Annotated in this window: 17 protein-coding genes and 2 pseudogenes; 9 read left to right on the top strand and 10 right to left on the bottom strand. The window is 60.7% G+C overall.

What is annotated here, in order from left to right; genetic code table 11:
- Positions 1-459 precede the first annotated feature (459 nt).
- The gene (locus NKJ90_RS30465; protein ID WP_352487518.1) at positions 460-1149 is read right to left on the bottom strand and encodes a PIG-L deacetylase family protein; all 690 of its coding nucleotides are present in this window, start codon (positions 1147-1149) and stop codon (positions 460-462) included.
- Between the two features lie 28 nt (positions 1150-1177).
- Between NKJ90_RS30465 and NKJ90_RS30460 the strand changes: the two are divergent.
- Together NKJ90_RS30460 and NKJ90_RS30455 are read left to right on the top strand one after the other, a co-directional pair.
- A pseudogene (locus tag NKJ90_RS30460) lies at positions 1178-1561 on the top strand (EamA family transporter); the annotation flags it as partial.
- Positions 1527-1727, top strand: a pseudogene (locus NKJ90_RS30455) (hypothetical protein); the annotation flags it as partial. The pseudogenes NKJ90_RS30460 and NKJ90_RS30455, both read left to right, overlap by 35 nt.
- Before the next feature lie 365 nt (positions 1728-2092).
- On the opposite strand, the gene ligD reads toward NKJ90_RS30455, so the two are convergent.
- The 4 genes from ligD to gfa all read right to left on the bottom strand — a co-directional run bounded on the left by ligD (position 2093) and on the right by gfa (position 7064).
- Positions 2093-3871 (bottom strand): DNA ligase D, encoded by a 1779-nt coding sequence (gene ligD, locus NKJ90_RS30450; protein ID WP_502898183.1) that lies wholly within the window; start codon positions 3869-3871, stop codon positions 2093-2095.
- Positions 3872-3994: 123 nt separating this feature from the next.
- On the bottom strand, positions 3995-5446 hold the full coding sequence (locus NKJ90_RS30445) for a PAS domain S-box protein (protein ID WP_352487517.1): 1452 nt from the start codon (positions 5444-5446) through the stop codon (positions 3995-3997).
- A 265-nt stretch (positions 5447-5711) separates the two neighbouring features.
- A complete protein-coding gene (locus NKJ90_RS30440) occupies positions 5712-5894 on the bottom strand; it encodes a hypothetical protein (RefSeq protein ID WP_156938600.1) in 183 nt (60 codons plus the stop codon).
- Positions 5895-6509: 615 nt separating this feature from the next.
- Positions 6510-7064 (bottom strand): S-(hydroxymethyl)glutathione synthase, encoded by a 555-nt coding sequence (gene gfa / locus NKJ90_RS30435; protein ID WP_352487516.1) that lies wholly within the window; start codon positions 7062-7064, stop codon positions 6510-6512.
- A gap of 110 nt (positions 7065-7174) precedes the next feature.
- On the opposite strand from gfa, the gene NKJ90_RS30430 reads away from it, so the two are divergent.
- On the top strand, positions 7175-7480 hold the full coding sequence (locus NKJ90_RS30430) for a DUF982 domain-containing protein (RefSeq protein WP_352487515.1): 306 nt from the start codon (positions 7175-7177) through the stop codon (positions 7478-7480).
- Between the two features lie 20 nt (positions 7481-7500).
- Positions 7501-7785, top strand: coding sequence for a DUF982 domain-containing protein (locus NKJ90_RS30425; protein WP_023761537.1), 285 nt, complete (start codon positions 7501-7503; stop codon positions 7783-7785).
- Here the strand turns inward: NKJ90_RS30425 and NKJ90_RS30420 are convergent.
- The 3 genes from NKJ90_RS30420 to NKJ90_RS30410 all read right to left on the bottom strand — a co-directional run bounded on the left by NKJ90_RS30420 (position 7760) and on the right by NKJ90_RS30410 (position 10830).
- Positions 7760-8044, bottom strand: a complete 285-nt coding sequence (locus NKJ90_RS30420; RefSeq protein WP_352487514.1) for a hypothetical protein — start codon at positions 8042-8044, stop codon at positions 7760-7762. The genes NKJ90_RS30425 and NKJ90_RS30420 overlap by 26 nt on opposite strands.
- Positions 8045-8404: 360 nt before the next feature.
- Positions 8405-9277, bottom strand: coding sequence for an SDR family oxidoreductase (locus NKJ90_RS30415; protein ID WP_352487513.1), 873 nt, complete (start codon positions 9275-9277; stop codon positions 8405-8407).
- A gap of 773 nt (positions 9278-10050) precedes the next feature.
- The gene (locus NKJ90_RS30410) at positions 10051-10830 is read right to left on the bottom strand and encodes a Crp/Fnr family transcriptional regulator (protein ID WP_352487512.1); all 780 of its coding nucleotides are present in this window, start codon (positions 10828-10830) and stop codon (positions 10051-10053) included.
- 262 nt (positions 10831-11092) lie between these two features.
- Here NKJ90_RS30410 and NKJ90_RS30405 point away from each other — a divergent pair, with 262 nt between their 5' ends.
- From NKJ90_RS30405 to NKJ90_RS30395, 3 genes are read left to right on the top strand one after another with little or no spacing between them, the layout of a single operon-like run.
- A complete protein-coding gene (locus NKJ90_RS30405; protein ID WP_352487511.1) occupies positions 11093-11410 on the top strand; it encodes a circadian clock KaiB family protein in 318 nt (105 codons plus the stop codon).
- Complete coding sequence (gene kaiC / locus NKJ90_RS30400) at positions 11397-12890, top strand: circadian clock protein KaiC (protein WP_352487510.1); 1494 nt, start codon at positions 11397-11399, stop codon at positions 12888-12890. The genes NKJ90_RS30405 and kaiC overlap by 14 nt, the downstream gene beginning before the upstream one ends.
- A gap of 3 nt (positions 12891-12893) precedes the next feature.
- Positions 12894-14039 carry a two-component system sensor histidine kinase NtrB gene (locus tag NKJ90_RS30395; protein ID WP_352487509.1) on the top strand — a complete coding sequence of 382 codons (1146 nt, stop codon included), beginning with the start codon at positions 12894-12896 and terminating at the stop codon, positions 14037-14039.
- A gap of 374 nt (positions 14040-14413) precedes the next feature.
- On the opposite strand, the gene NKJ90_RS30390 is transcribed toward NKJ90_RS30395, so the two are convergent.
- Positions 14414-14698, bottom strand: coding sequence for a hypothetical protein (locus tag NKJ90_RS30390; RefSeq protein WP_031260795.1), 285 nt, complete (start codon positions 14696-14698; stop codon positions 14414-14416).
- Positions 14699-14934: 236 nt separating this feature from the next.
- Here NKJ90_RS30390 and NKJ90_RS30385 point away from each other — a divergent pair, with 236 nt between their 5' ends.
- Complete coding sequence (locus NKJ90_RS30385) at positions 14935-16332, top strand: Do family serine endopeptidase (RefSeq protein ID WP_352487508.1); 1398 nt, start codon at positions 14935-14937, stop codon at positions 16330-16332.
- A 725-nt stretch (positions 16333-17057) separates the two neighbouring features.
- Here NKJ90_RS30385 and NKJ90_RS30375 read toward each other — a convergent pair.
- On the bottom strand, positions 17058-17282 hold the full coding sequence (locus tag NKJ90_RS30375; protein ID WP_352487507.1) for a hypothetical protein: 225 nt from the start codon (positions 17280-17282) through the stop codon (positions 17058-17060).
- A 525-nt stretch (positions 17283-17807) separates the two neighbouring features.
- On the opposite strand from NKJ90_RS30375, the gene NKJ90_RS30370 reads away from it, so the two are divergent.
- Entirely contained in the window at positions 17808-18317 is a 510-nt protein-coding gene (locus NKJ90_RS30370; RefSeq protein WP_352487506.1) for a ferritin-like domain-containing protein, read from the top strand.
- The last annotated feature ends 561 nt before the right edge of the window (positions 18318-18878 follow it).

The following is an 18878-nucleotide window of genomic DNA, read 5'->3' as shown; positions in this document are numbered from 1 at the left end:
GATGGCTACCGGGCGAAGGGCATGACGCACATCGAGACTGCAGTGATCCCGGACGCAGCCCTTGCGTTGTGGCCGACAATCTAGGCGGCGTGGCCGACGTTGTCGCTCGGTACGCCGCGCGATGAGGAGAAGATTATGAGTGACATTTCGCATGAAAATCCGGGGGCCCTCGCAATCGTCGATCGGAGCACTTTTCCAGGCCGAAGTGGACGCGCTGCGGGTTCGAGAGAAGGCCGCATACGCGCGAGACAGCGGACATCACAGCGCTATTGTGGGGCCACCTTTCGGGAGTGGTCGTGATCTGTGAGGTTGCCGGTTCTGCATTGGGATCGGAGATCGGCTTGTATTTGGACTTGACAATACGGTTGACCCGGAGCGGCAGCCTCGGCCTTTCGAGGTGATCAACGGTGCCGGCGGTCGGGGTCAGTGGTCGGTGGATGACTAGTCCCGTCGCGCCGGTCAGTCGACCTGTTTGGTGCTCACCATGACCGGCCGGATCGGCGGCGCCGGCGGCAGCAGTTCGCGGATGTCGGCGAAGGGAAAAATAGGTTCGAAGCGGAACGCCTCGGCCAATGAACCTGGCTCGCCGTTGCACTGGCCTGAGCGAAAAAGGTTCTGCGTTCGCGCGCCGTCTACGAAGCGCTCGGGATCCTGCGACTGATGCTTGCGGATCGCCTTGGCCTTGATGTCTGCATGCGCGGAAATGTCGACATAATGCGTCGGCGAAAAACCGGTACCGCCCATCGTGTCGGCATGCAGCACCGGGACCGTGAACGACGCCGCGATGCGCACGCCGTCGGAAAGCGCGCGATGGTCGGCGTGATAGTCGTTGGGCGCATGCGTGATCGCCAGATCTGGTCCGGTCTCGCGAATCAGCTCTTTCAGCGCCCCGATCAGCGCTGCATCGGCCACCAGTTCGCCGTCGGGAAAGTCGAGGAAGCGCAGGGTCGCCCCGAGCAGCGCAGCCGCGGCCGACGCTTCTGCACGACGAACGCGAGTGAGAATTGCGGGATCGCTCGTGCCGCCCTTGGCACCATCCGTGGCTATGGCAAAAGTGAGTTCTGCGCCTTGCGCGGCATAGGCGGCCATCGTACCGAACATGAAGATCTCGATGTCGTCCGGATGCGCACCGAGCGCCAGTATTTTCAAACCACTCTCTCCCCGGAAATGGAAAAACGTGCCGAACGGAATCCTGCTCGCCCTGATCGCCTATGCAAGCTATTCGGGCAGCGATGCCGTTGTCAAAAGCCTGGGCGGACAGCTCACGGTCTTTGAGATCGGATTTTTCATAACCCTCTTCGCCGGTTTCTTCCTCTTTTTCACGCGCCCAGCAGACGAGCGCTGGCGTGATTTCTGGCGCACCAGGCGGCCCTGGGCGGTGCAGGCGCGTGCGTGGGCGGGAATCGCTTCCGGCGTGCTTAGCGTCTATGCCTTCACAACCATTCCGCTGGCGGAGTGCTACGCGCTGATCTTCCTGGCACCGCTCTGCGTCACCATTCTCTCCGTGGCGATTCTCGGGGAGAAGGTTGGCCCGTGGCGCTGGCTGGCGGTGGTCGCCGGGCAAGATCATCTTCGTTGCCTTCGACCTGCTGCATCTGAACGGAAAGGACTCGCGGCGTGAACCCCTGTGGCAAAGGAGGGAGCGCTTGCTGGAATTGATCGGCCCGGGCGATGGCGTCCTTCAATACAGTCAACACATCTCGGGAGGCGGGGCCGAGTTCTACGCGGCGGTTGATCGTTTGGACCTTGAAGGCATGGTGTCGAAGCGGCCGGGCAGCGTTTACGTTTCATCCTTGGGAAGCGCCATTTTGGTCTACATGGCGACCAAGGACTTCGGACCCGATCTGTGGCCGGCTGATCCGAACAACGGGCGGATGGGCTGCGTATGTTGCGTTGGAAACGGGGCTGATGTCGGCTGCGAATGCTGTTCGCGTCCTAAGAAACCCGTCATTGGAGATCGAGGCGGAACTTACCTGGCGCCCTTGGGGCACTCTTTGCTTTGCTTGATCATAGAGGACAGGAAGAATCGTCCGACGAAGGCGCTAAGTGCCGCTGTTCAGTTCCCGTCCGGCGTCTCCACAAACCCTGCGATTCAAGCCGCCTTTCTGGCAACTGCCCTGAACGGATGGTCGATCGTAAAGGCATCAGGTCGGATCCGTTGCTCAATCTGGCTCCAGGTTACCGGATGGGCGATTGGGAAGCCGGGCCGCGCTCTTGGCGAGAAGGCCCCAACGGCAGTGTTGCCGCGCCCGTTGCGAAGGTAATCGATGAAGATGCGGCCCCTTCTGGCTGCCGGCGCGGCGGAAAGCAGGTAACGATCCGGATGCATTTCGGCGAGCCGATTGGCCAAAGACCGGGCAAGGAGCCGGGCCTTGTCGTGCGTGATCTTTGCCCCAAGCGGGGCCATCAGGTGAATGCCCTTGCCACCGGTCACCTTCGGCCAGCTCTCCAAACCTTCCGCTTCCATGATGTCGCGGAGCGTCAGCGCGGTCCCAACGACTTCATCCCAGTCGACCCCCTTACCGGGGTCGAGATCCAGAACAATGCGGTCAGCATGCTCAATGTCATCAACTGTGGCGTTCCACGGATGCAGTTCCACAGCGTCCATCTCGACCAGTCCCAGCAAGCCGGCAAGGTCGTCCACCCACACGCGCACACCTTCGCCACCCTCACGCTTCTGGACCCGCAACTGATGCACGGCGGCCGGAATTTTCGGCAACGCGCCCTTGTGGTAGAAGGTTGCGCCAAGTGCGTGGCGGACCAGCTTCAGCGGTCTGTGGCCGAGATGGGCGAGTGCCTGATCCGCAACCCTCTCCCAGTAACGCGCAAGCTCTTCCTTGGAGGGCGAGACCGCTTCGGGCAGCAATTGCAGAATGTTCTCGCTGGGAACGCCATGTTTCCGGATTGGCCCGGGTCGCTTGGATCGGGCTGGAGGCTTGGCCGGGATCGGCACGAGGTCTTCGCGCAGACCCTTGAACACGGCCTCGCGCAGCACGCCGCGATCAGTGACGCCGCTGAATTGCACCTCGGCCAGAACGTCCGGTCTCACCCAGGTCGCCTTGGGTTTCACAATGGGCTCTGACAAAGGCGACTTGCTGATGATCAGCGGGTCAAGCCGCTCTCGAACGGATTGGGCAGCGCTCAAGGTGTACCCGCTTCTCGCTTTCCCCGCATAGAGCAGTCGGTCGCCCTCGCGGCGCCCGATGTAGAGCGATGCAATGCGGCGCGGGCGAGCGCCGAGTTTCTCGACAAAAGCGACGATGGGAAAGGTATCGCTCTTGACGCATTTGACCTTGAGCCAACTGGTCTGGACGCCCGAGCGGTAGGTGCCATCAACGCGCTTGGATACGATACCCTCCAATCCCATCCGGCAGGCATGTTGAAACACCTCTTTGCCACTCACCTCCAGATGTTCGGCATAGGTCAGTGTCGGCGCAGTGTCCCTCAGCAGCTTTTCCAGCGCTGCCTTGCGGCTCATTAGCGGCTGTTGCCGAAGATCGCGCCCGTTAAGGTGCAGCAGGTCGAATGCGTAGAAGACGAGCCTCGCCGAGTCTGGATTGCCCAACTCCCTTTCCAGTGCTTGGTAATCCGGCAGGCCAGTGTTACCGAGAACGACAGCCTCCCCATCAATGATCGCGGTCTTCACCGGCAAGCCGGCAGCTGCTTGAACAATTCGTCGATATCGATGCGACCAGTCGTAGCCCCGGCGCGTGAAGGCTCGCGCTTTGCCGCTCTCAATGATCAGCTCGGTGCGGTAGCCGTCGTACTTGATCTCATGGATCCATTCGCCGCCCTCGGGTGCATTCGCGACCAGCGTCGGCGACTGAAACTCAACGAACGAGAGCCTAGTCTCCCCGGCCTTGGAACTCACGGCACGCTCCTGACATCGAACAAAAGCGTGCGGCAAGCGAATAGGTTCCAAGACATAGTTGACCGACCGCTTGTCCGGAAACTGCGTAAACGGGGCTGGGCTGCCCGCCACGTCACGTGGCCGTCAAGCGACCGAACTATTGGCAGAGAGGGTTTCAACAAGGTCTGCTGGCGCCTCGAGCGTCCAGACCAGACCGTTGGGGTGGTGCTGAATCCAGCCAGTCCCGCCCATGGCCTGCGGCGCCACACGTGTTAGCACCACTGTTCCAAAGCCGCTGTGCGCGACCTTTTCAATTTTGGAGTGGACCGTTTCGCTCCAGGTCAGCCTGAACAATTTCGTTTCGGCCGTTTCGATCCCCCAGGCCACCATTATTTGTCCTGACACACCTGCCAGGACGCCATATTTTGCCGAGTTCGTTGCCAATTCGTGGAACGCAATGCCGAGATGCTGAACCGCATTAGGACCAAGGACCACGGATGGCCCGGACATCGAGATGCGCTCTTCACTGCCAAAGGGCTTTAACTGTGCCAGCAGCAATTCGAAGACATTGGCGCCCCTCCAATCATCCGAGACGAGGAGATCATGCGAGGCAGAAAGTGCCATGATGCGCTCGCGAACGTCCCGTTCGAAGGCGTCCGGGTTCCTGGACCGCTTGTTGGTCTCCCGGATCATCGACAGAATCACAGCATACTGGTTTTTTACTCGATGATTGACTTCGCGCATCAACGCGCGAATGCGGTATTCGCTTTCTTTGGCAGCTGAAATATCGCGGGCGATCTTCGACGCCCCGACGATGCGTCCTGCCCCATCGCGCACCGGCGATATCGTCAGGGAGACGGGAACGAGGCTTCCGTCCTTGCGACGACGAACCGTCTCGTAGCTCTCAACTCGCTCGCCGTTGCGAATACGGTCCAGGATATAGACCTCCTCGTCTTGCCGGTCGGCGGGAATAAGCATGGTGATCGGCTTTCCTATCGCCTCGGAGGCTGGGTAGCGAAAGAGTCGTTCAGCACCGTGATTCCAACTTTTTATTACCCCGTTCAGGTCCTTGCTTACGATCGCATCGAACGAGGACTCGACGATGGCCGATAGATGCTGGCGGACTTCTTCCGCTTGCCGCCGCTCACTGAGGTCGACGAGCAAATTGACAGCCCCGATCAGTTCACCGGTCTCGTCCCGCAAGGGTGTCGGGAAGGGGAGGAAAGGAATCAGCGTACCGTCGGGCCGCTGTGCGATAGCCTCCTGATTGCGGATCGGGCGGTTCTCCTTCAACGCCACGGCCATCGGACAATCTTCATGCGGTAGAGGATTGCCGTCGGGAGTGAACAGGCGAAACGTCACGCACCACTCGTCTACTCCAATCTGCGGCTCGCGCCCGGCAAGTTCGGCCGCCGCGCGATTGTAGAAGGTGATCTTGCCAGACCGATCCGTTGTGTAGATGGCGACGGGAAGCGCCTCGAGAACTTGGTGAAACAGATTGTCTTTGCGGAGCAGAGCCCGTTCTAGCTCGCCGTTTGCGAGAGCTGGCCGGCAGCTATCGTCCTTTGAGGCCAGACTTCCCGGTTCCAATTCCATAGTTAGTGCTCGAAATCCGAATGCTGCCGCCGTGATCTTGGATATTTGCGTCCCGCGACCCCGAACGCGGCTGGTAGGGTATGGTTCCATAAGCTCTCCTTTAACTATAGCGTGAATCGACTTCAGGGAGATTGAAGGAAATGCCAATAGGAGGACTTATCGATGTCGTAGCCCCACTGGTAAGTGGATCGGGTTTCGCCGGAGAGTGGCGTAGATCGAGCCGACACACGAAGTGCAGCAATTGATTGGCAAACCAATGCGGAGATCACACGTCGCAGACGATCAAAATCCGCAGGCGATCTGTCTGAAGACGGCTGATCTCGTCGCCGCAAATGTGGAAACAAGGCGCGGCGGCTTGCGCACCGTCCACGCGAGGCAGCGAATTGAGCCGCGCGCGCATCGCCATGTTGATCGCAAACCGACGCGCGAGCACCCCAACAACCGCCAACCCCGGCGAGCCTACGGCTGGGCCTACTCCTTCCGGCTTAATTGCGTGATCACCAATATCCCGCTACTTTCAAATCCTAGCGCGTGACCGGTGCGACGGGTTGTCATGTGTCCCCTCAACAGTCCCTCGCCGCGCCGGTCATCTCTTGCCTGTGGATGATCCAATCCACTAAGCCAGCTTCGATCTGCTCACATCAGCTAAAGTCGTGAATGAGTTATGCGCAGATCATGCCGCTGATCCTGCGGTACGTCCCTAAACAGGACCAAAGCTGGAAATACAGCGCGGAGAATTTCGGCGTCGAAAACGCAGACGGCAACAGGAGCCGGTCCTCATCTTCCGAGATGTGAGGTTGTGCAGTTGCGGTGCAAACCGCCGCCGAACATGGCGAACAGCCCAAAGACGTGATCACTCGTGCCGGCAGTCATCGTGTTGGGCGCGCGGTTGGGTCTCCGAACTGCGCGAGCACCCTTATCGCGTTCGGATAACTGGAATCGAAGATCGCAACGACATCGCGCAGGTCTCCGGCGCTAGTCGCCGCGATCTCCGGCGCCGTTCGCCAGTGATCGCAATAAGCGCGACCGTCCCGATAGAACCGCTCGGTCGCGGCAATGCGGATTATGCCGGCAGAGCGCCCGACTTCTTGGCCGCCCAGGTGGCGATGAAATCCATCAGGCCGGGATTGAGGCAGTCATAGGGTTCCAGCCCGATCGACCTCAACTGCGCACGAACGCCCTCCATGCGGTTCGGATCGACACCCGATTCGATGATCGACGAGACGAAAGCGGTGAAGCCCGGAGGTGACCAGCCATCCTCGACGAAACGCTCGGGGTGGATGAAGGACAGGCCCTTGAACGCGTGGTCGCGCTCGACCGGTCCGTGCATGTGGACACCGCAGCCGGTGCAGGCATGCCGCTGGATCAGCGCTGAGGGGTCGACCACCTTCAGCTTGTCGCCGTTTTCGGTGACGGTGACGTCGCCCGTACCTGCCACGGCAACGACCGAGAACAGCGCGCCTTCTGGCTTCCAGCATTTGGTGCAGCCGCAGGCATGATTGTGCGCGATCTGGCCCTTCACCTTCACCTTGACCGGATTGCTGGTGCAGGCGCAGACCAGCGTGCCGCCGGCAAACGCAGGAACCGAGGACTTTGTCGGATGCGCCACTGGCTTCATGCGGTCTTGACATCGAAAATCGGCCTTCACATATTTTGCGCAGGTCGCTGCCGGCTGCTGGGGTGACCATCCTCAACCACCTGAAATCGTTCAGACAATTGGAGGTTTCGATGAGCGTGAGAACATTTGAGAGTCCCGTGTTCGTGAGAGCTTCGGAAGATCTCATTCTAGAGATCGCTTGCCTTGAGGATGCTTTCGACTTCCTCGACGAATGGCCGAAGCATCGGCGCGGCATAGTCTATGATACGGCAAAGCGCGCCTGTCACCGCGCCTTCGATGGTCTCATACCGTTGAAAGTCGCGCGCGATGCGTTCGCCGGCTTTGCCCGCTCTGTGAAGATCCTTGAGGACGTCGCAACGACGATGCCTTGGATTACGGCAAGACGGTCGGGAGAGACGGGCGGCGTTGCCGCCTGACTGCTCGGAGGGAGGAAACCATGCTTTCTCAGCCCTTCGAAAAGCCCGTTCGCGTCTGGGTCGGACTTGGCTTGCCCAGGCAGCTGAACTCGGTCGTGGATGCCTACCAGTTCGTCACAGAGTGGTGCGGGAACAGTCCTGAACAAAGGGCGGCGATCCGCGCCTGTAAGGCCGCATTGGCCGGCGAGATCGACGCGGAGACTGCGCGTGGCAGTGTTCTGCAGTTCGCCAGGAAGAAAGACATCCTGCTCGAAGACGGCATGATAACGCCGGTCACTGCTACCGAGCAGCTGCTGCAAGCTTGATCCGGGTGACTTCAGAGGCGGCGGCCATCGGGCCGCCGCCCAAAAAGTTGCGCCGTGCGAAAACGCCCGCGTTGATGCACCGGCATGGGTTGCTGGCGGTCATGAGCGGGCGTCGTAGAATGCCGGAAGCCATTTTGGAGCCGGTAAGGTTAAGGAGCGCCGCTTCCTTGCTCAATGCAGGAAATGCCAATGAAAACACTTTCGGCTTCGTTGAAAACACTTTCGGCTTCGTTGAAAACACTTTCGGCTTCGTTTCCAATTTTCGGAGCGCTCCTATGACCGCTTCGAGCGCAGTATCCTCCTCGGCTAGCACAAGATCGATGCCCGCTTCAGAAATATTGTCTTTCGGCGACCGATCGCAGCGGCAGCGCCAGCTCCCTGCCCCGCGCAGAGGCGACGCCGGAACAAACCCGCAGTCCATGAGCGCAGCAAGGAGGGTCGTACCGATCTTATCGCTGGCAGCGTCATTGGGGCTCCTTGTCGCGTTGATCGGCCGAGCGGCGGAATGACCTTTAAGCCGGCAAAGCAACGTAAGCGAGATTCGTCACAACGGCTGCGCGCGCCCGACCAGAGCGTTGGCCCGACACGCGACCTTGCCTTCTCACCCCAAGACAATTCATTAAAGCATCGGCCTTCCGCCAGTGACCTCGTAAAGGGCGCCGGTCGTATAGCTGGCACCGTCCGAGGCCAGAAGCACATAGGTGGCCGCGAGCTCGGCCGGCTGGCCAGGGCGCTTAAGCGGTGTATTCTTGCCGAACTCCTTTACCTTTTCGGCCGGCATCGTCGAAGGGATCAAGGGCGTCCAGATCGGCCCCGGCGCGACGGCATTGACCCGGATGCCGCGCTCCGCGACCAGTCCAGCCAGCCCGGCGGTAAAATTCGCTATCGCCCCCTTGGTGGTGGCGTAGGCGAGCAACATAGGTGAGGGGCTGGTGGCGTTGATGGATGACGTGTTGATAATAGCGGAGCCGGGTCTCATCACCTTCACGGCCTCCTGTGAGAGGTAGAACATCGGATAGATGTTCGTCCTGAAGGTGAGATCCCACTCCTCGGCCGTGATATCCTCCAGCCTTTCGAATGTCGCCTGATGCGCGGCGTTGTTGACCAGGATGTCCAGCCGGCCGCATTCATCCATGGCACGCTTGACGAGCGAGCGTGCAAAACGTTCGTCGCTGATGTCGCCGCGCGCGATCACAGGCTTGCGGCCGGCATCCTCGACCCATCGGGCCGTTTCCTTCGCGTCTTCGTCCTCCTCAAGATAGGAGATGATCACATCCGCGCCCTCGCGGGCGAAGGCGATTGAGACTGCACGTCCGATGCCCGAGTCCGCGCCAGTGACCAGCGCAACGCGGTCCGTCAGTTTGCCGCTGCCGCGATAGCTCTGCTCGCCATGGTCTGGGCGGGGATTCATCTCGTCGGTGTAGCCGGGCATGTCCTGCTGCTGTTCAGGCATGGGTGGCTGAGGATGTTTCTGCCGGGGATTATTCTGCATGCTCAGCTCCTTTGGCTCTAGTTTGGGTTTCAGTGCTGGGAGTCCGTGAGAGGGCCTGAGCGCCGCCTCTGTGCTCGGGCGAACCGCGCCTTGCGGGGTTCTCATTCTTCGTGGTCATCGACCGATTTCCTCCGGCAGTCGCACATGGCGACCGCAGCGACCCACACACGTATGATTTCTCCTAACCGGTTTGAAAGCGGAGTGTTCCACTCGCCGTGCGTTCTGCGTTCAGAATTCATGGGACGGGTTCAATGTCGCCAAGCCGAATGGTCCGAGACTTTTGGCACAGCCGGCACAGGGAGGATCCTTGCCAATCGACGTTGGCGCAGGGATCTCAGGGCGAGAGTCTCTGTGCCGATCTGGCGCTGGAAAGCATCGGCGATCCGCAGCGCTGGCGGACCCTTCTGGCCCAGATCGACGCGCCAGTCGCCCAGGCCGACATGTGCCTATGACCGGAGCGTCCGTCAGCGATCTTGTCGAAATGTGGTTTGGCGGCCAGGCAGAGGTTATGATCCCGCTACCGAAGAGCGCTTAGACGAGCGTCAACAGTGAAATCGACGTGATCCCAACCCAAGGCTCAGACGGGCAGGCAGAAATCAAGCGGCTATAATCAGCGCTCTCGGATCGAAGCGCAGATGAGACGCTGGAAGACGCTGATCGGACCGAAACTAAAGGCAGGATCCTCGTCAACCAACGCGTGGCATAAGCAAAGTCACAGGATTGGGTGCTTCCCAAGGCAAATTGCGATCCCTGCAAGACGGTCCTCAACGCAGTCATTGCGCTTTCCCCAGCGGCACGCCCCGTGAACCTGCGACGCTCTTTTCAGCCGGGTAAACGCCCTCCAACACGTCGTTGAAATGGCGGCTAACCGCCGCATTGCACTCGCATGCAAGCGAGCGCAGCCCGGCCGGATTGCGCACCGCCAGCCGGCCACGCCCTGTCTCAATGCAGTCGCGCTGCCTCAGGTCGCGGATGACTCGGCTCATGTAGGAGCGGCCGACCCCGAGCATTGCAGCAAGCTGTTCCTGGGTCAGCGTCAGATTTCCGGCCCCTGTGCGCTCTGTCGCGGCCAGCAGCCATCTCGCAGTGCGCTGTTCGATGGAATGCGCGGCGCTGCATGCAACGGACTGAAACAGCTGCGCCATCAGACAATCGGCGTAGCGGGCGAACAGGTGACGCAATGATAAAGAACGCGATTTTGCTTCTTCCAGATGGTGCAGGTCGATCCTGAAGAAGGACCCCCCGACTTGAACCTCGGCACGTGTATAGGCCGGGAGCCTACCTTGGCTCACGATCCCACCGACCGCTCCTTCACGTCCGATAAGCGCAGTCTCTATCGCTCGTCCGTCACTCAGCGCGACGAGGTAGGAGATCATCGCAGACCCGCGGGGAAAGTAAGCGTAGCGGACAGCGTCGCCTGGTTCGTGCAGCAATGTACCGGCAGGCGCTGACCATTGTTCGAGGCTCGGCTGCAGGATCTCCCAGTCATCGCGTCGTAGCGCCCGAAGCAGGTTGTTTCCAATCGGTTCCGATTTTTTATAGGCGTTCGCCATCGCGCTCCTCTCTTCCAAAGAATGGGACATCTACAACGGCTAGCGAGGAGAAATGTTCACTAGTGCGCAGACGGAGCGTGCGCAGCCATTTACAAAATGTCGCAGGGGCGCTGATCCAGGCCTCACCGAGCGCGAGCCGTGGTGCATCGGCTCCCGGGCAGACCTCGGGCTGCCTAGGGAAGAAAAATGCCGGCGACTGGATCTGCGGCGTGGCGCCTCAAGCACGCCGAAACTGCAATGTTCGTGCAGCAAGGCGTGAAACATGAGCTCCAGCCATCGGTCCGATCCAGGGGCCAACGCGTTGCTCCGCCTCTATATCGCAGGAGACACGCCGAGCGCCAGACGGGCGCTGGAAGGTCGTCTGAGGATAATGGAGGAATGGGCCGGCGGAATCGAAATCCATATCGTCGATATCCTCGCGCATCCCGAAGCGGCGGAAAGCGCCGGCATTCTAGCGACGCCGACGCTCTCGGACGAGAGAGCCACCCCTCCACGGCGGCTGATCGGCGACATCAGCAACACCGCTCAGGTTCTCGACTATTTCGGTTCTCGCGGGAAGGTTGGCTATGACCACAGCTGAAGAGATCCTGATCGACCCTGTACTCGAACGCGTCAGGACCGGTATCGAGGCTTTCGACGATCTTGTGATGGGCGGCCTGCCGCGCGGGCGCACCACCATCGTCGGGGGCACGCCCGGCAGTGGCAAGACTGTGTTTGCGACGCAGTTTCTGGCCCACGGCATCACCGTTCTGGGCGAGCCCGGCGTCTTCGTCACCTTCGAGGAATCGCCGGCCGAGATCGAGGTCAACATGGCCAGCTTTGGCTGGACCATAGGCCGTTGGCGGGAGGCGAACAAACTGGTCTTCGTCGACGCCAGTCCGCGTGACCACGACCAGATGATTATCGGCAATTTCGATCTAGCCGGTTTGCTGACGCGTGTCTTGCACGCTGCGCGAAATTCCGCGGCAAAACGTATCGTGCTGGATTCCGTCACCCAGCTCTTCGACCACTTCGTGGCGGAGCAGACGTCGGTGCGTCGGGAGCTCCTGCGCATCGCGACAGCCCTCAAGAAGCAAGGTTTGACGGTGCTGATGACCGCCGAACGCAACAGCGAGTATGGCGAGATATCCCGCCACAGGATCGAGGAATTTGTCGCCGACAATGTGGTCATCCTGCGCAACGCGCTCTATCGCGAGCGGCGCAGGCGCACCATCGAAGTCCTGAAGATGCGAGGCAGCCGCCATGTCGAAGGCGAGGTGCCGATCACGCTTGTTGAGAAGCAAGGCATAGTGGCGGTGCCATTGTCCTCACTACGGCTGGAGCAGCAATCCAGCACGAAACGGGTGACCAGCGGCATTTCGGAACTCGACAGCATGTGCAGCGGCGGATTTTTCCGCGACAGCGTCACCCTTGTCAGTGGTGCGACGGGTACCGGAAAGACGCTGCTGGTCACCAATTTTCTCGCCGGCGGCGTAGTGTCTGGCGAACGTGCCTTGCTGGTCGGCTACGAAGAGAGCCGCGGTCAATTGTTCCGCAATGCTCGTGGCTGGGGCGTCGACTTCGAGGCAATGGAGGCGGATGGCCGGCTCAAGGTCGTTTGCATCTACCCGGAAGCGCAGAACTTGCCAGACCACCTTTTGATGATCCGCGAGCTCGTGCAGGAGTTCAAACCTGACCGGATGGCGATCGACAGCCTGTCGGCCCTGGAAAGGATCGCGCCAGACTCCGGCTTTCGGGAATTCCTGATCAGCCTCACATCCTTTATCAAGGAACATGAGATCGCTGGCCTTTGTACGGCGACCGACAAGTCGCTCGTCGGCGGCCAGAGTGCCAGCGAACAGCATATCTCGACGCTTACCGACGCCATCATCCTGTTGCGTTACATCCAGGAGGGCAATTTCATGCACCGCGGGATCATGGTGCTGAAAATGCGCGGCAGTGAGCACGACAAGCAGATCAGGCGCTTCACGGTCGACGGCGCCGGTATGCATCTCGGTCAGCCCTTCAATGGCGCGCCCGACCTATTCGGAGAATCCGCGGCGTCTCGGCGTGAGGAGTAGGCAGTGACGCGCAGCGCAGCCGAAATCCTGGACCCGTCTGCCAACGCATTCTTGACGGGCATCAGCCAACTCAACTTTCGACGCCTGATCGAGACATTGGCCGATGGGATTCTCGTCGTCGATCTGTCGGGAACCGTGCTCTATGCCAATCCGGCGGCGGCCATGATCTTCGGCTATCCGGCTGCCGATCTCGTTCACATTCCACTCGGCCGACCGGTCATATCCGGTGAAACCACCGAAATCACTGTCCACCGCCGCCGTCGGTCACCAGCCGACGTGGAAATCAGGACCGTCGAGGTCAGCTGGGACGGAAAGCCGGCGCTGCTTGCCAGCCTGCGCGACGTGTCGGCGCAGCGAGCTCAGGAGGATCGCCGACGCCAGTCGCAAAAGCTCGAAGCGATCGGCCGCCTCGCCGCTGGAATCGTTCACGACATTAATAATCTGCTGGCTGTGTTCGAGTCGGGGCTGCGGCTCCTCCAGAAGCAGTTGGGAGGGGAAGCGCCCAACCCGAATTCAGCCATGCTGGTAGAAGAGCTGATCAGCCGGACACGAAATGGCGGTGCGCTTACGCAGCAATTGCTCGCCTTCTCCCGCGGACAATCGCTTTATCCCGAGACCATCGATCTGAATGCTCGAATCGAGGCGCTTAGCATGCTGCTGGAGCGGACTCTGGGGAGCGGCACGAAGGTCAGATGTGACCTCGATCCGGCACTTGATGCGGTCCTCGTCGACGCCAATCAACTCGACGTCGCCATTCTCAACCTGGCTGTCAATGCCAAGGACGCAATGGATGGCAAGGGAACGCTGTCGATCGAGACCAGCAATTCTCCCGCCGACATCGAAGACGTGCCGGCTGCGGCTGCCCGTTTTGTTCGTGTCACCGTAAGCGATACGGGTTGCGGGATGAGCAAGGAGGTCCTTTCCCAGGTGTTCGAGCCGTTCTTCACGACAAAGGGCGACGGGCGGGGAACCGGGCTTGGCCTCAGCCAGGTCTACGGCTTCATCAAGCAGTCCGGCGGGCATATACGGATCGAGAGCGTTGTAGGGGCGGGAACGAGCGTACATCTGTTTCTTCCACGCCCGCCGCGAGCAACGAACGACGAACCGCGATCGTCGGGCAAGATCCGGCGCAAGCGTATGGATGAATAGCCGCCGAATGGGGGCCGCCAAGCGGCAGCCACGATGAGTTGGAGAAAAGCGGGCCCGATTCCAGGCCCGCAAAAATCTTCGTCAGGCCCTTGAGAACGGACGGTTGCCGAAGAACCAGAGGCTTCCGGCAGCCAGGGCCGCCACGACGGCACCCACGATCACATACGCCCACTTGCCGCTGGACGTATGGAACGCGCCAGGACGAGTGGAAGCGGAGAGAATGCGCTGGCACCCTTGCGCTGGCGAGCTCACCAGCGAGTCAGGTGCCTCGGATGCGGGAGGGAGGCGGCGTCTTCGCTCAAAGTCCATCGACGGATGCTGTGAGACCGGCCACCACGGTGCTGCACGCGACCGCGGCCGACATTGCTGGGAAGCTACTCCGATCGATCCAATTGGCGCAACGCGTCCATTATGGCGTCGAAGCTGACCGGTTCGGTAGCTCCCGGAGGCATGCGCAGTGCCGGCACGGATTCCACCGCCCAGGCATCCGACGCCCATGACGAAAGAACGGCGCGCTTTTCGTGGACGTCCAGCGTCGTGTCGGCCAACACCTCCTGCGGGTGCCCGAAATGCCGTGCCGGATGGAGTAACCGGTCGTCAAGGAAAAGATCAGGGGCCTCGGGCCCGATCGGAAAACTCGTCGAAATGGCTCCTTCCATCGATGGTCCTCCTTCGGATAATCTCCTCTGTTGACGTCGTTGGTGGCTCTTGCCAGTTCCACCAGCAAAATCTCGGACGTTGCCGATCAAATTTCAATGGGGCAGCGAGTCACACGTTCACGATTTTCATCCGTTCGCCCCTATATTTTGAGATCGGTGAAACCATCTGCATGAATCTCAGTTTCTGTCTCCTGAGCCGACGGCGACGGCCGGCCGGCTGGGCAGGAGAACTCATCATGTTCGTGAATTCGAGGAAGGGACTGTGCGCCGGTGTGGTGGCGGGAGTTCTGCTGTTCTGTCCCGGGGGCATTGCTCCGCTCACAGCACAGGAGATCCCGAACGACTTCACCGCGATTGTGCGCCAGAAGTTAGCGGCGGTTGTCGCGATCACGACAAGGCAGATCATCCAGGATCAAACGACGCTCAACGATTTTCTCGACCCTTTCAATGGTCGCCCGGGGCCCGCCCAGCCGCAGGTCCGAGAAGCTCTTGGCTCCGGCTTCGTCATCAATCCTGAGGGCTACATCGTCACCAACAACCATGTCGTCGCCGATGCTACCGAGATCCATGTGGTATTCTCGGATAAGGAGACTGCACCCGCGCGACTGGTTGGCCGGGATCCGGGAACCGACATTGCGGTGCTGAAGGTCGATCCGCGGCCCAACATGGCCACAACCGCCTGGGGCGACTCGGACGCAGTTCAGCCCGGCGCCTGGACGATCGCGATCGGCAGTCCGTTTGGGCTCGGCGGGACAGTTACCGTTGGCGTGCTTTCTGCCCGTTCGCGCGATATCCAGGCCGGTCCCTACGACGATTTCCTGCAGACTGATGCCTCAATCAACCGTGGCAATTCAGGCGGCCCCCTGTTTAACGCGCGCGGTGAAGTGATCGGGGTCAACACGGCGATCGTCTCGCCATCGGGTGGCAGCATTGGTATTGGCTTCGCGGTGCCGTCCCGAACTGCCCAGAGCGTCGCCGATCAGTTGATCCGCACGGGCCATATCGAGCGCGGGTTCATCGGCGTTCGTCTCCAGGAGGTCACGCCGTCGATTGCCGCGGCGCTCGGGATACCGGGGAGCAAGGGAGCGCTGGTGGCCTCGGTCGAGCCCGGCAGCCCGGCAGAGAAGGCAGGTATACGGGCAGGTGACGTCATCACCCGTTTTAACGGCAAGGACATCCAAGGCGTCCGTGACCTCACGCTGGCGGCGGCGAGCCAAAAGCCGGGGTCGAAAGCGACTGTGATCAGGAATCGAGATGGCAGCCAGCAGGAGTTGACACTGACAGTCGGTCAACGCAAGGACGAGGAGGGACAGACTGGCGCTGTTCCTGCTCCGGATGCGGCTGACCAACGTCTTGGCCTGTCACTTAGCCCCATTCCGGACGAAGTGCGCCCGCAACTCGGCCTCCAGCCGGGAACCACCGGCGTATTTATCCAGGACGTGGCACCGAACAGCCTCGCAGCCGAGAATGGCCTTCGGCCCGGAGACGTGATCGTCTCGGCCAACAACCGGGATGTGGCACAGCCGTCGGACACCCAGGAGGAGTGGGCAAAATCCCGGCGGCAGAACAGGCCCATTCTGTTGCGCATAAATAGGCAGGGACAATCGCTCTTCGTTGCCGTGGCCGCATCCTGACGTAGCCTGTCTCAGAACCGAAATTTCTACGGCGTTCAGCAAAGCGACGCACGAAATGCGGCAAGAGCTGCGACCGCGACAGGGCGAACCAGGGAGGAAAGGGTTCTGCTTTCCGCTCTCGGGAAGGCGACCACGCCACAAGCGCGGTCTTCTTCCATGAGCGCGGCGAAATCCGCGACGCTCATTCGAGAAGCAGGCGTTCCGCGCTTCCGGTCTCAACCCCGTCACAACCCCGTCGTCGACGCCATCGTTAACGCTGTCCAATTATCTTGACCGCGCAGCCACACGCCTGTGTATGGCGCGCAGGACGATCTCGGATGACCTGCTCAAAACGCGCCTCGCCGCTCAGGTGGGCTGGGATACTGAACAATGCGCGAAGGCTTCGGGACGCTTCGCTTGCCGGCAGCAATCCACGGGCGGCGTGATGTTTCTAATTCATTCGGCCTTAGCGTGCGTTCTGAACCGTTCTGACCCCGAACTGGTCCGCGTCTGCGTGCAACACGCGCGGCCTGGCAGTCGGGAACGACGCCTTGCCGCGGGCAGCCGCGGCATCGCCCACCAGCTCGGGCGCGATCGTCCGGATTTCATGGTGAGATCGATGTCCTCCGAAAGCCCCGAGCTGGCGCGATTTCATGACGGGCTCGACTGCTGCTCGAGACGGCAGTCGGCTGGCAACTTTAGAAAGCCCGCCCGGGCATGCTCCGTACGGGCTAACAGCATGCTTGTCAGCTCTTGCAGGCGGCCAAAACCCTCAGAGCCTTGTCTGCACTCGAATAGCTCGAGTACATTTTCTTGCCGATGGCCGTCATCTTTACTCCGTCGGGCTTCGCGGAGACCACCGCGCATGTCTTCGTGCTCGTGTCCTTGGCGACCCAATAGTGAGTCGCAGCAATTGCGGGAGCACCCGACAGGCCCATCAGTGCGGCGGCGATTACAAGGGTTCGTTTCATAGCTTTCTCCATTTTTCGTCTTTCAACAGCAGTCCGCCTGCGCCAAAGTTCGAGCAGCGGACGACACGACCGGACGGGTGAGCGACGAGTACGTCCGGGCGGCGAATGAACGATGATTGTTCCAGCCGAAATTTATTGCCGGCCCCAAATTCTGCTTGCCAATACAGCCTCTTGTTGCAGGCGCATGACTCGCTTGCGATGGCCAGCCACTCCGCAACATACTCACTGTGAACCGGCCGAAAGGCCTCGCGACGGGCGGCGATAGGTCGGCGCTAATCGGCGTCGGGCGAGTTCCGCCACAGCCTCGAAAGACTGGATGGCCGAAGTTCGCGAAAGGAGAAGCGCAGGGTTACGACGGTCGCAAGGCGTGTCGCCTGCGAGCCGAGGGGAAACGGCCTGACGAGGGCTGGGATCCACCACTATTGGCCGATCATGGCGGGCTGCTCAGATGCCTTTCTACGCTCCGGCCGTTCTGGAACAATATGTCCTTTTGCAAGTTTGGACGGCTCATGAAGGAGTAACGAAATGTCAGAATCGCGCGAATGGTTTGTCCAGTGGCTCAGGGATGCTCATGCGATGGAGGAGCAGGCTGAGACCATGCTCAATGGGCAATTGAGCCGTATAGAAAATTATCCTGAGCTCAGCAGCCGAATTCGGCAACATCTCGAGGAGACGGTGCAGCAGGCCGCCCGGCTCAAGACCTGCCTCGACCGCATCGGGCAAGGGCCCTCCCGGCTGAAGGATGCCGGTGGAAAGCTGACAGCGATGGCGCAATCAATGAGCGGCATCTTCGCTGGCGACGAGGTCATGAAGGGATCGCTTGCGAGCTACACGTTCGAGCACATGGAGATCGCCTCCTACACAATTCTCATCGCCGCTGCTCGATCCCTGGGTGAGACCGAGGTCGCGCGCGTATGCGAGCAGAACCTGCGAGAAGAAATTGCCATGGCCGACTGGTTGAAAGACCATCTCCCGTCTACGGCCGAGCGGTTCCTTGCGCGAGCCGATACGGAAAGCGAGAGCGCTAAGCGCTGACCATCGTCGACGCTTGCTTGCCACTTGGTCTCCGTAGCCCGGCCATCCCACGGTCCCCCGGCTTAGATGCTTGCTTGAAAACAGGTTCGGGCAAGAAGCGTGCAGTCCGAAGCTGAAGGTGGCTGCCGGTTCTGCTGCTGCGATGGAAAACCAAGACGGTCGCGGGATCCGCCCGCGCCGGCTGTAATCTTGCGGCTGTTGCGGGAAGCGAGCAAATCAGAGTTTTCCCGCTTGACCGAGCCGGGATCCAAGATCGCGGCGACAGCGCATCGAGGATTGCGCCCGATCTCCGTTAGCTTCGGCTCGCCATCGTGAACGTCGTCTGCTTCGGCCTGCCCGAGGGCGGTGACCGCGAATAAGTGGTGACGACACGGGATTGCCGATCGCGAAGCAGCTTGGCAGATGTCGCGGAGAGGCGCTTTGACCGGAACGCCCATGCATGCGTGCGCGGCATACACCAGACCTCCCGTCATTTCGCTTCGGCGATGTTGCTGAGAAAAGCTGCCAAGCTCTGCTGCGGATCCTCATCGTCCCCAGCCACGACGTTGAGCCCCCAGCGTC

Origin of the sequence: Mesorhizobium sp. M0051 (assembly GCF_040323235.1) — a bacterium.
Lineage (GTDB): Bacteria > Pseudomonadota > Alphaproteobacteria > Rhizobiales > Rhizobiaceae > Mesorhizobium.
The sequence above is the reverse complement of the archived record's forward strand: the minus strand, read 5'-3'. Positions and strand labels throughout refer to the sequence as shown.

Excerpts from the sequence above, each read along its gene's own strand:
- NKJ90_RS30385 (WP_352487508.1), top strand. The coding sequence starts at position 14,935 with ATGTTCGTGAATTCGAGGAAGGGACTGTGCGCCGGTGTGGTGGCGGGA.
- NKJ90_RS30410 (WP_352487512.1), bottom strand. The coding sequence starts at position 10,830 with ATGGCGAACGCCTATAAAAAATCGGAACCGATTGGAAACAACCTGCTT.
- kaiC (WP_352487510.1), top strand. The coding sequence starts at position 11,397 with ATGACCACAGCTGAAGAGATCCTGATCGACCCTGTACTCGAACGCGTC.
- NKJ90_RS30370 (WP_352487506.1), top strand. The coding sequence starts at position 17,808 with ATGTCAGAATCGCGCGAATGGTTTGTCCAGTGGCTCAGGGATGCTCAT.
- NKJ90_RS30375 (WP_352487507.1), bottom strand. The coding sequence starts at position 17,282 with ATGAAACGAACCCTTGTAATCGCCGCCGCACTGATGGGCCTGTCGGGT.
- NKJ90_RS30430 (WP_352487515.1), top strand. The coding sequence starts at position 7,175 with ATGAGCGTGAGAACATTTGAGAGTCCCGTGTTCGTGAGAGCTTCGGAA.
- NKJ90_RS30425 (WP_023761537.1), top strand. The coding sequence starts at position 7,501 with ATGCTTTCTCAGCCCTTCGAAAAGCCCGTTCGCGTCTGGGTCGGACTT.
- NKJ90_RS30390 (WP_031260795.1), bottom strand. The coding sequence starts at position 14,698 with ATGGAAGGAGCCATTTCGACGAGTTTTCCGATCGGGCCCGAGGCCCCT.
- NKJ90_RS30405 (WP_352487511.1), top strand. The coding sequence starts at position 11,093 with ATGAGCTCCAGCCATCGGTCCGATCCAGGGGCCAACGCGTTGCTCCGC.
- gfa (WP_352487516.1), bottom strand. The coding sequence starts at position 7,064 with ATGAAGCCAGTGGCGCATCCGACAAAGTCCTCGGTTCCTGCGTTTGCC.
- NKJ90_RS30445 (WP_352487517.1), bottom strand. The coding sequence starts at position 5,446 with ATGGAATTGGAACCGGGAAGTCTGGCCTCAAAGGACGATAGCTGCCGG.
- NKJ90_RS30415 (WP_352487513.1), bottom strand. The coding sequence starts at position 9,277 with ATGCAGAATAATCCCCGGCAGAAACATCCTCAGCCACCCATGCCTGAA.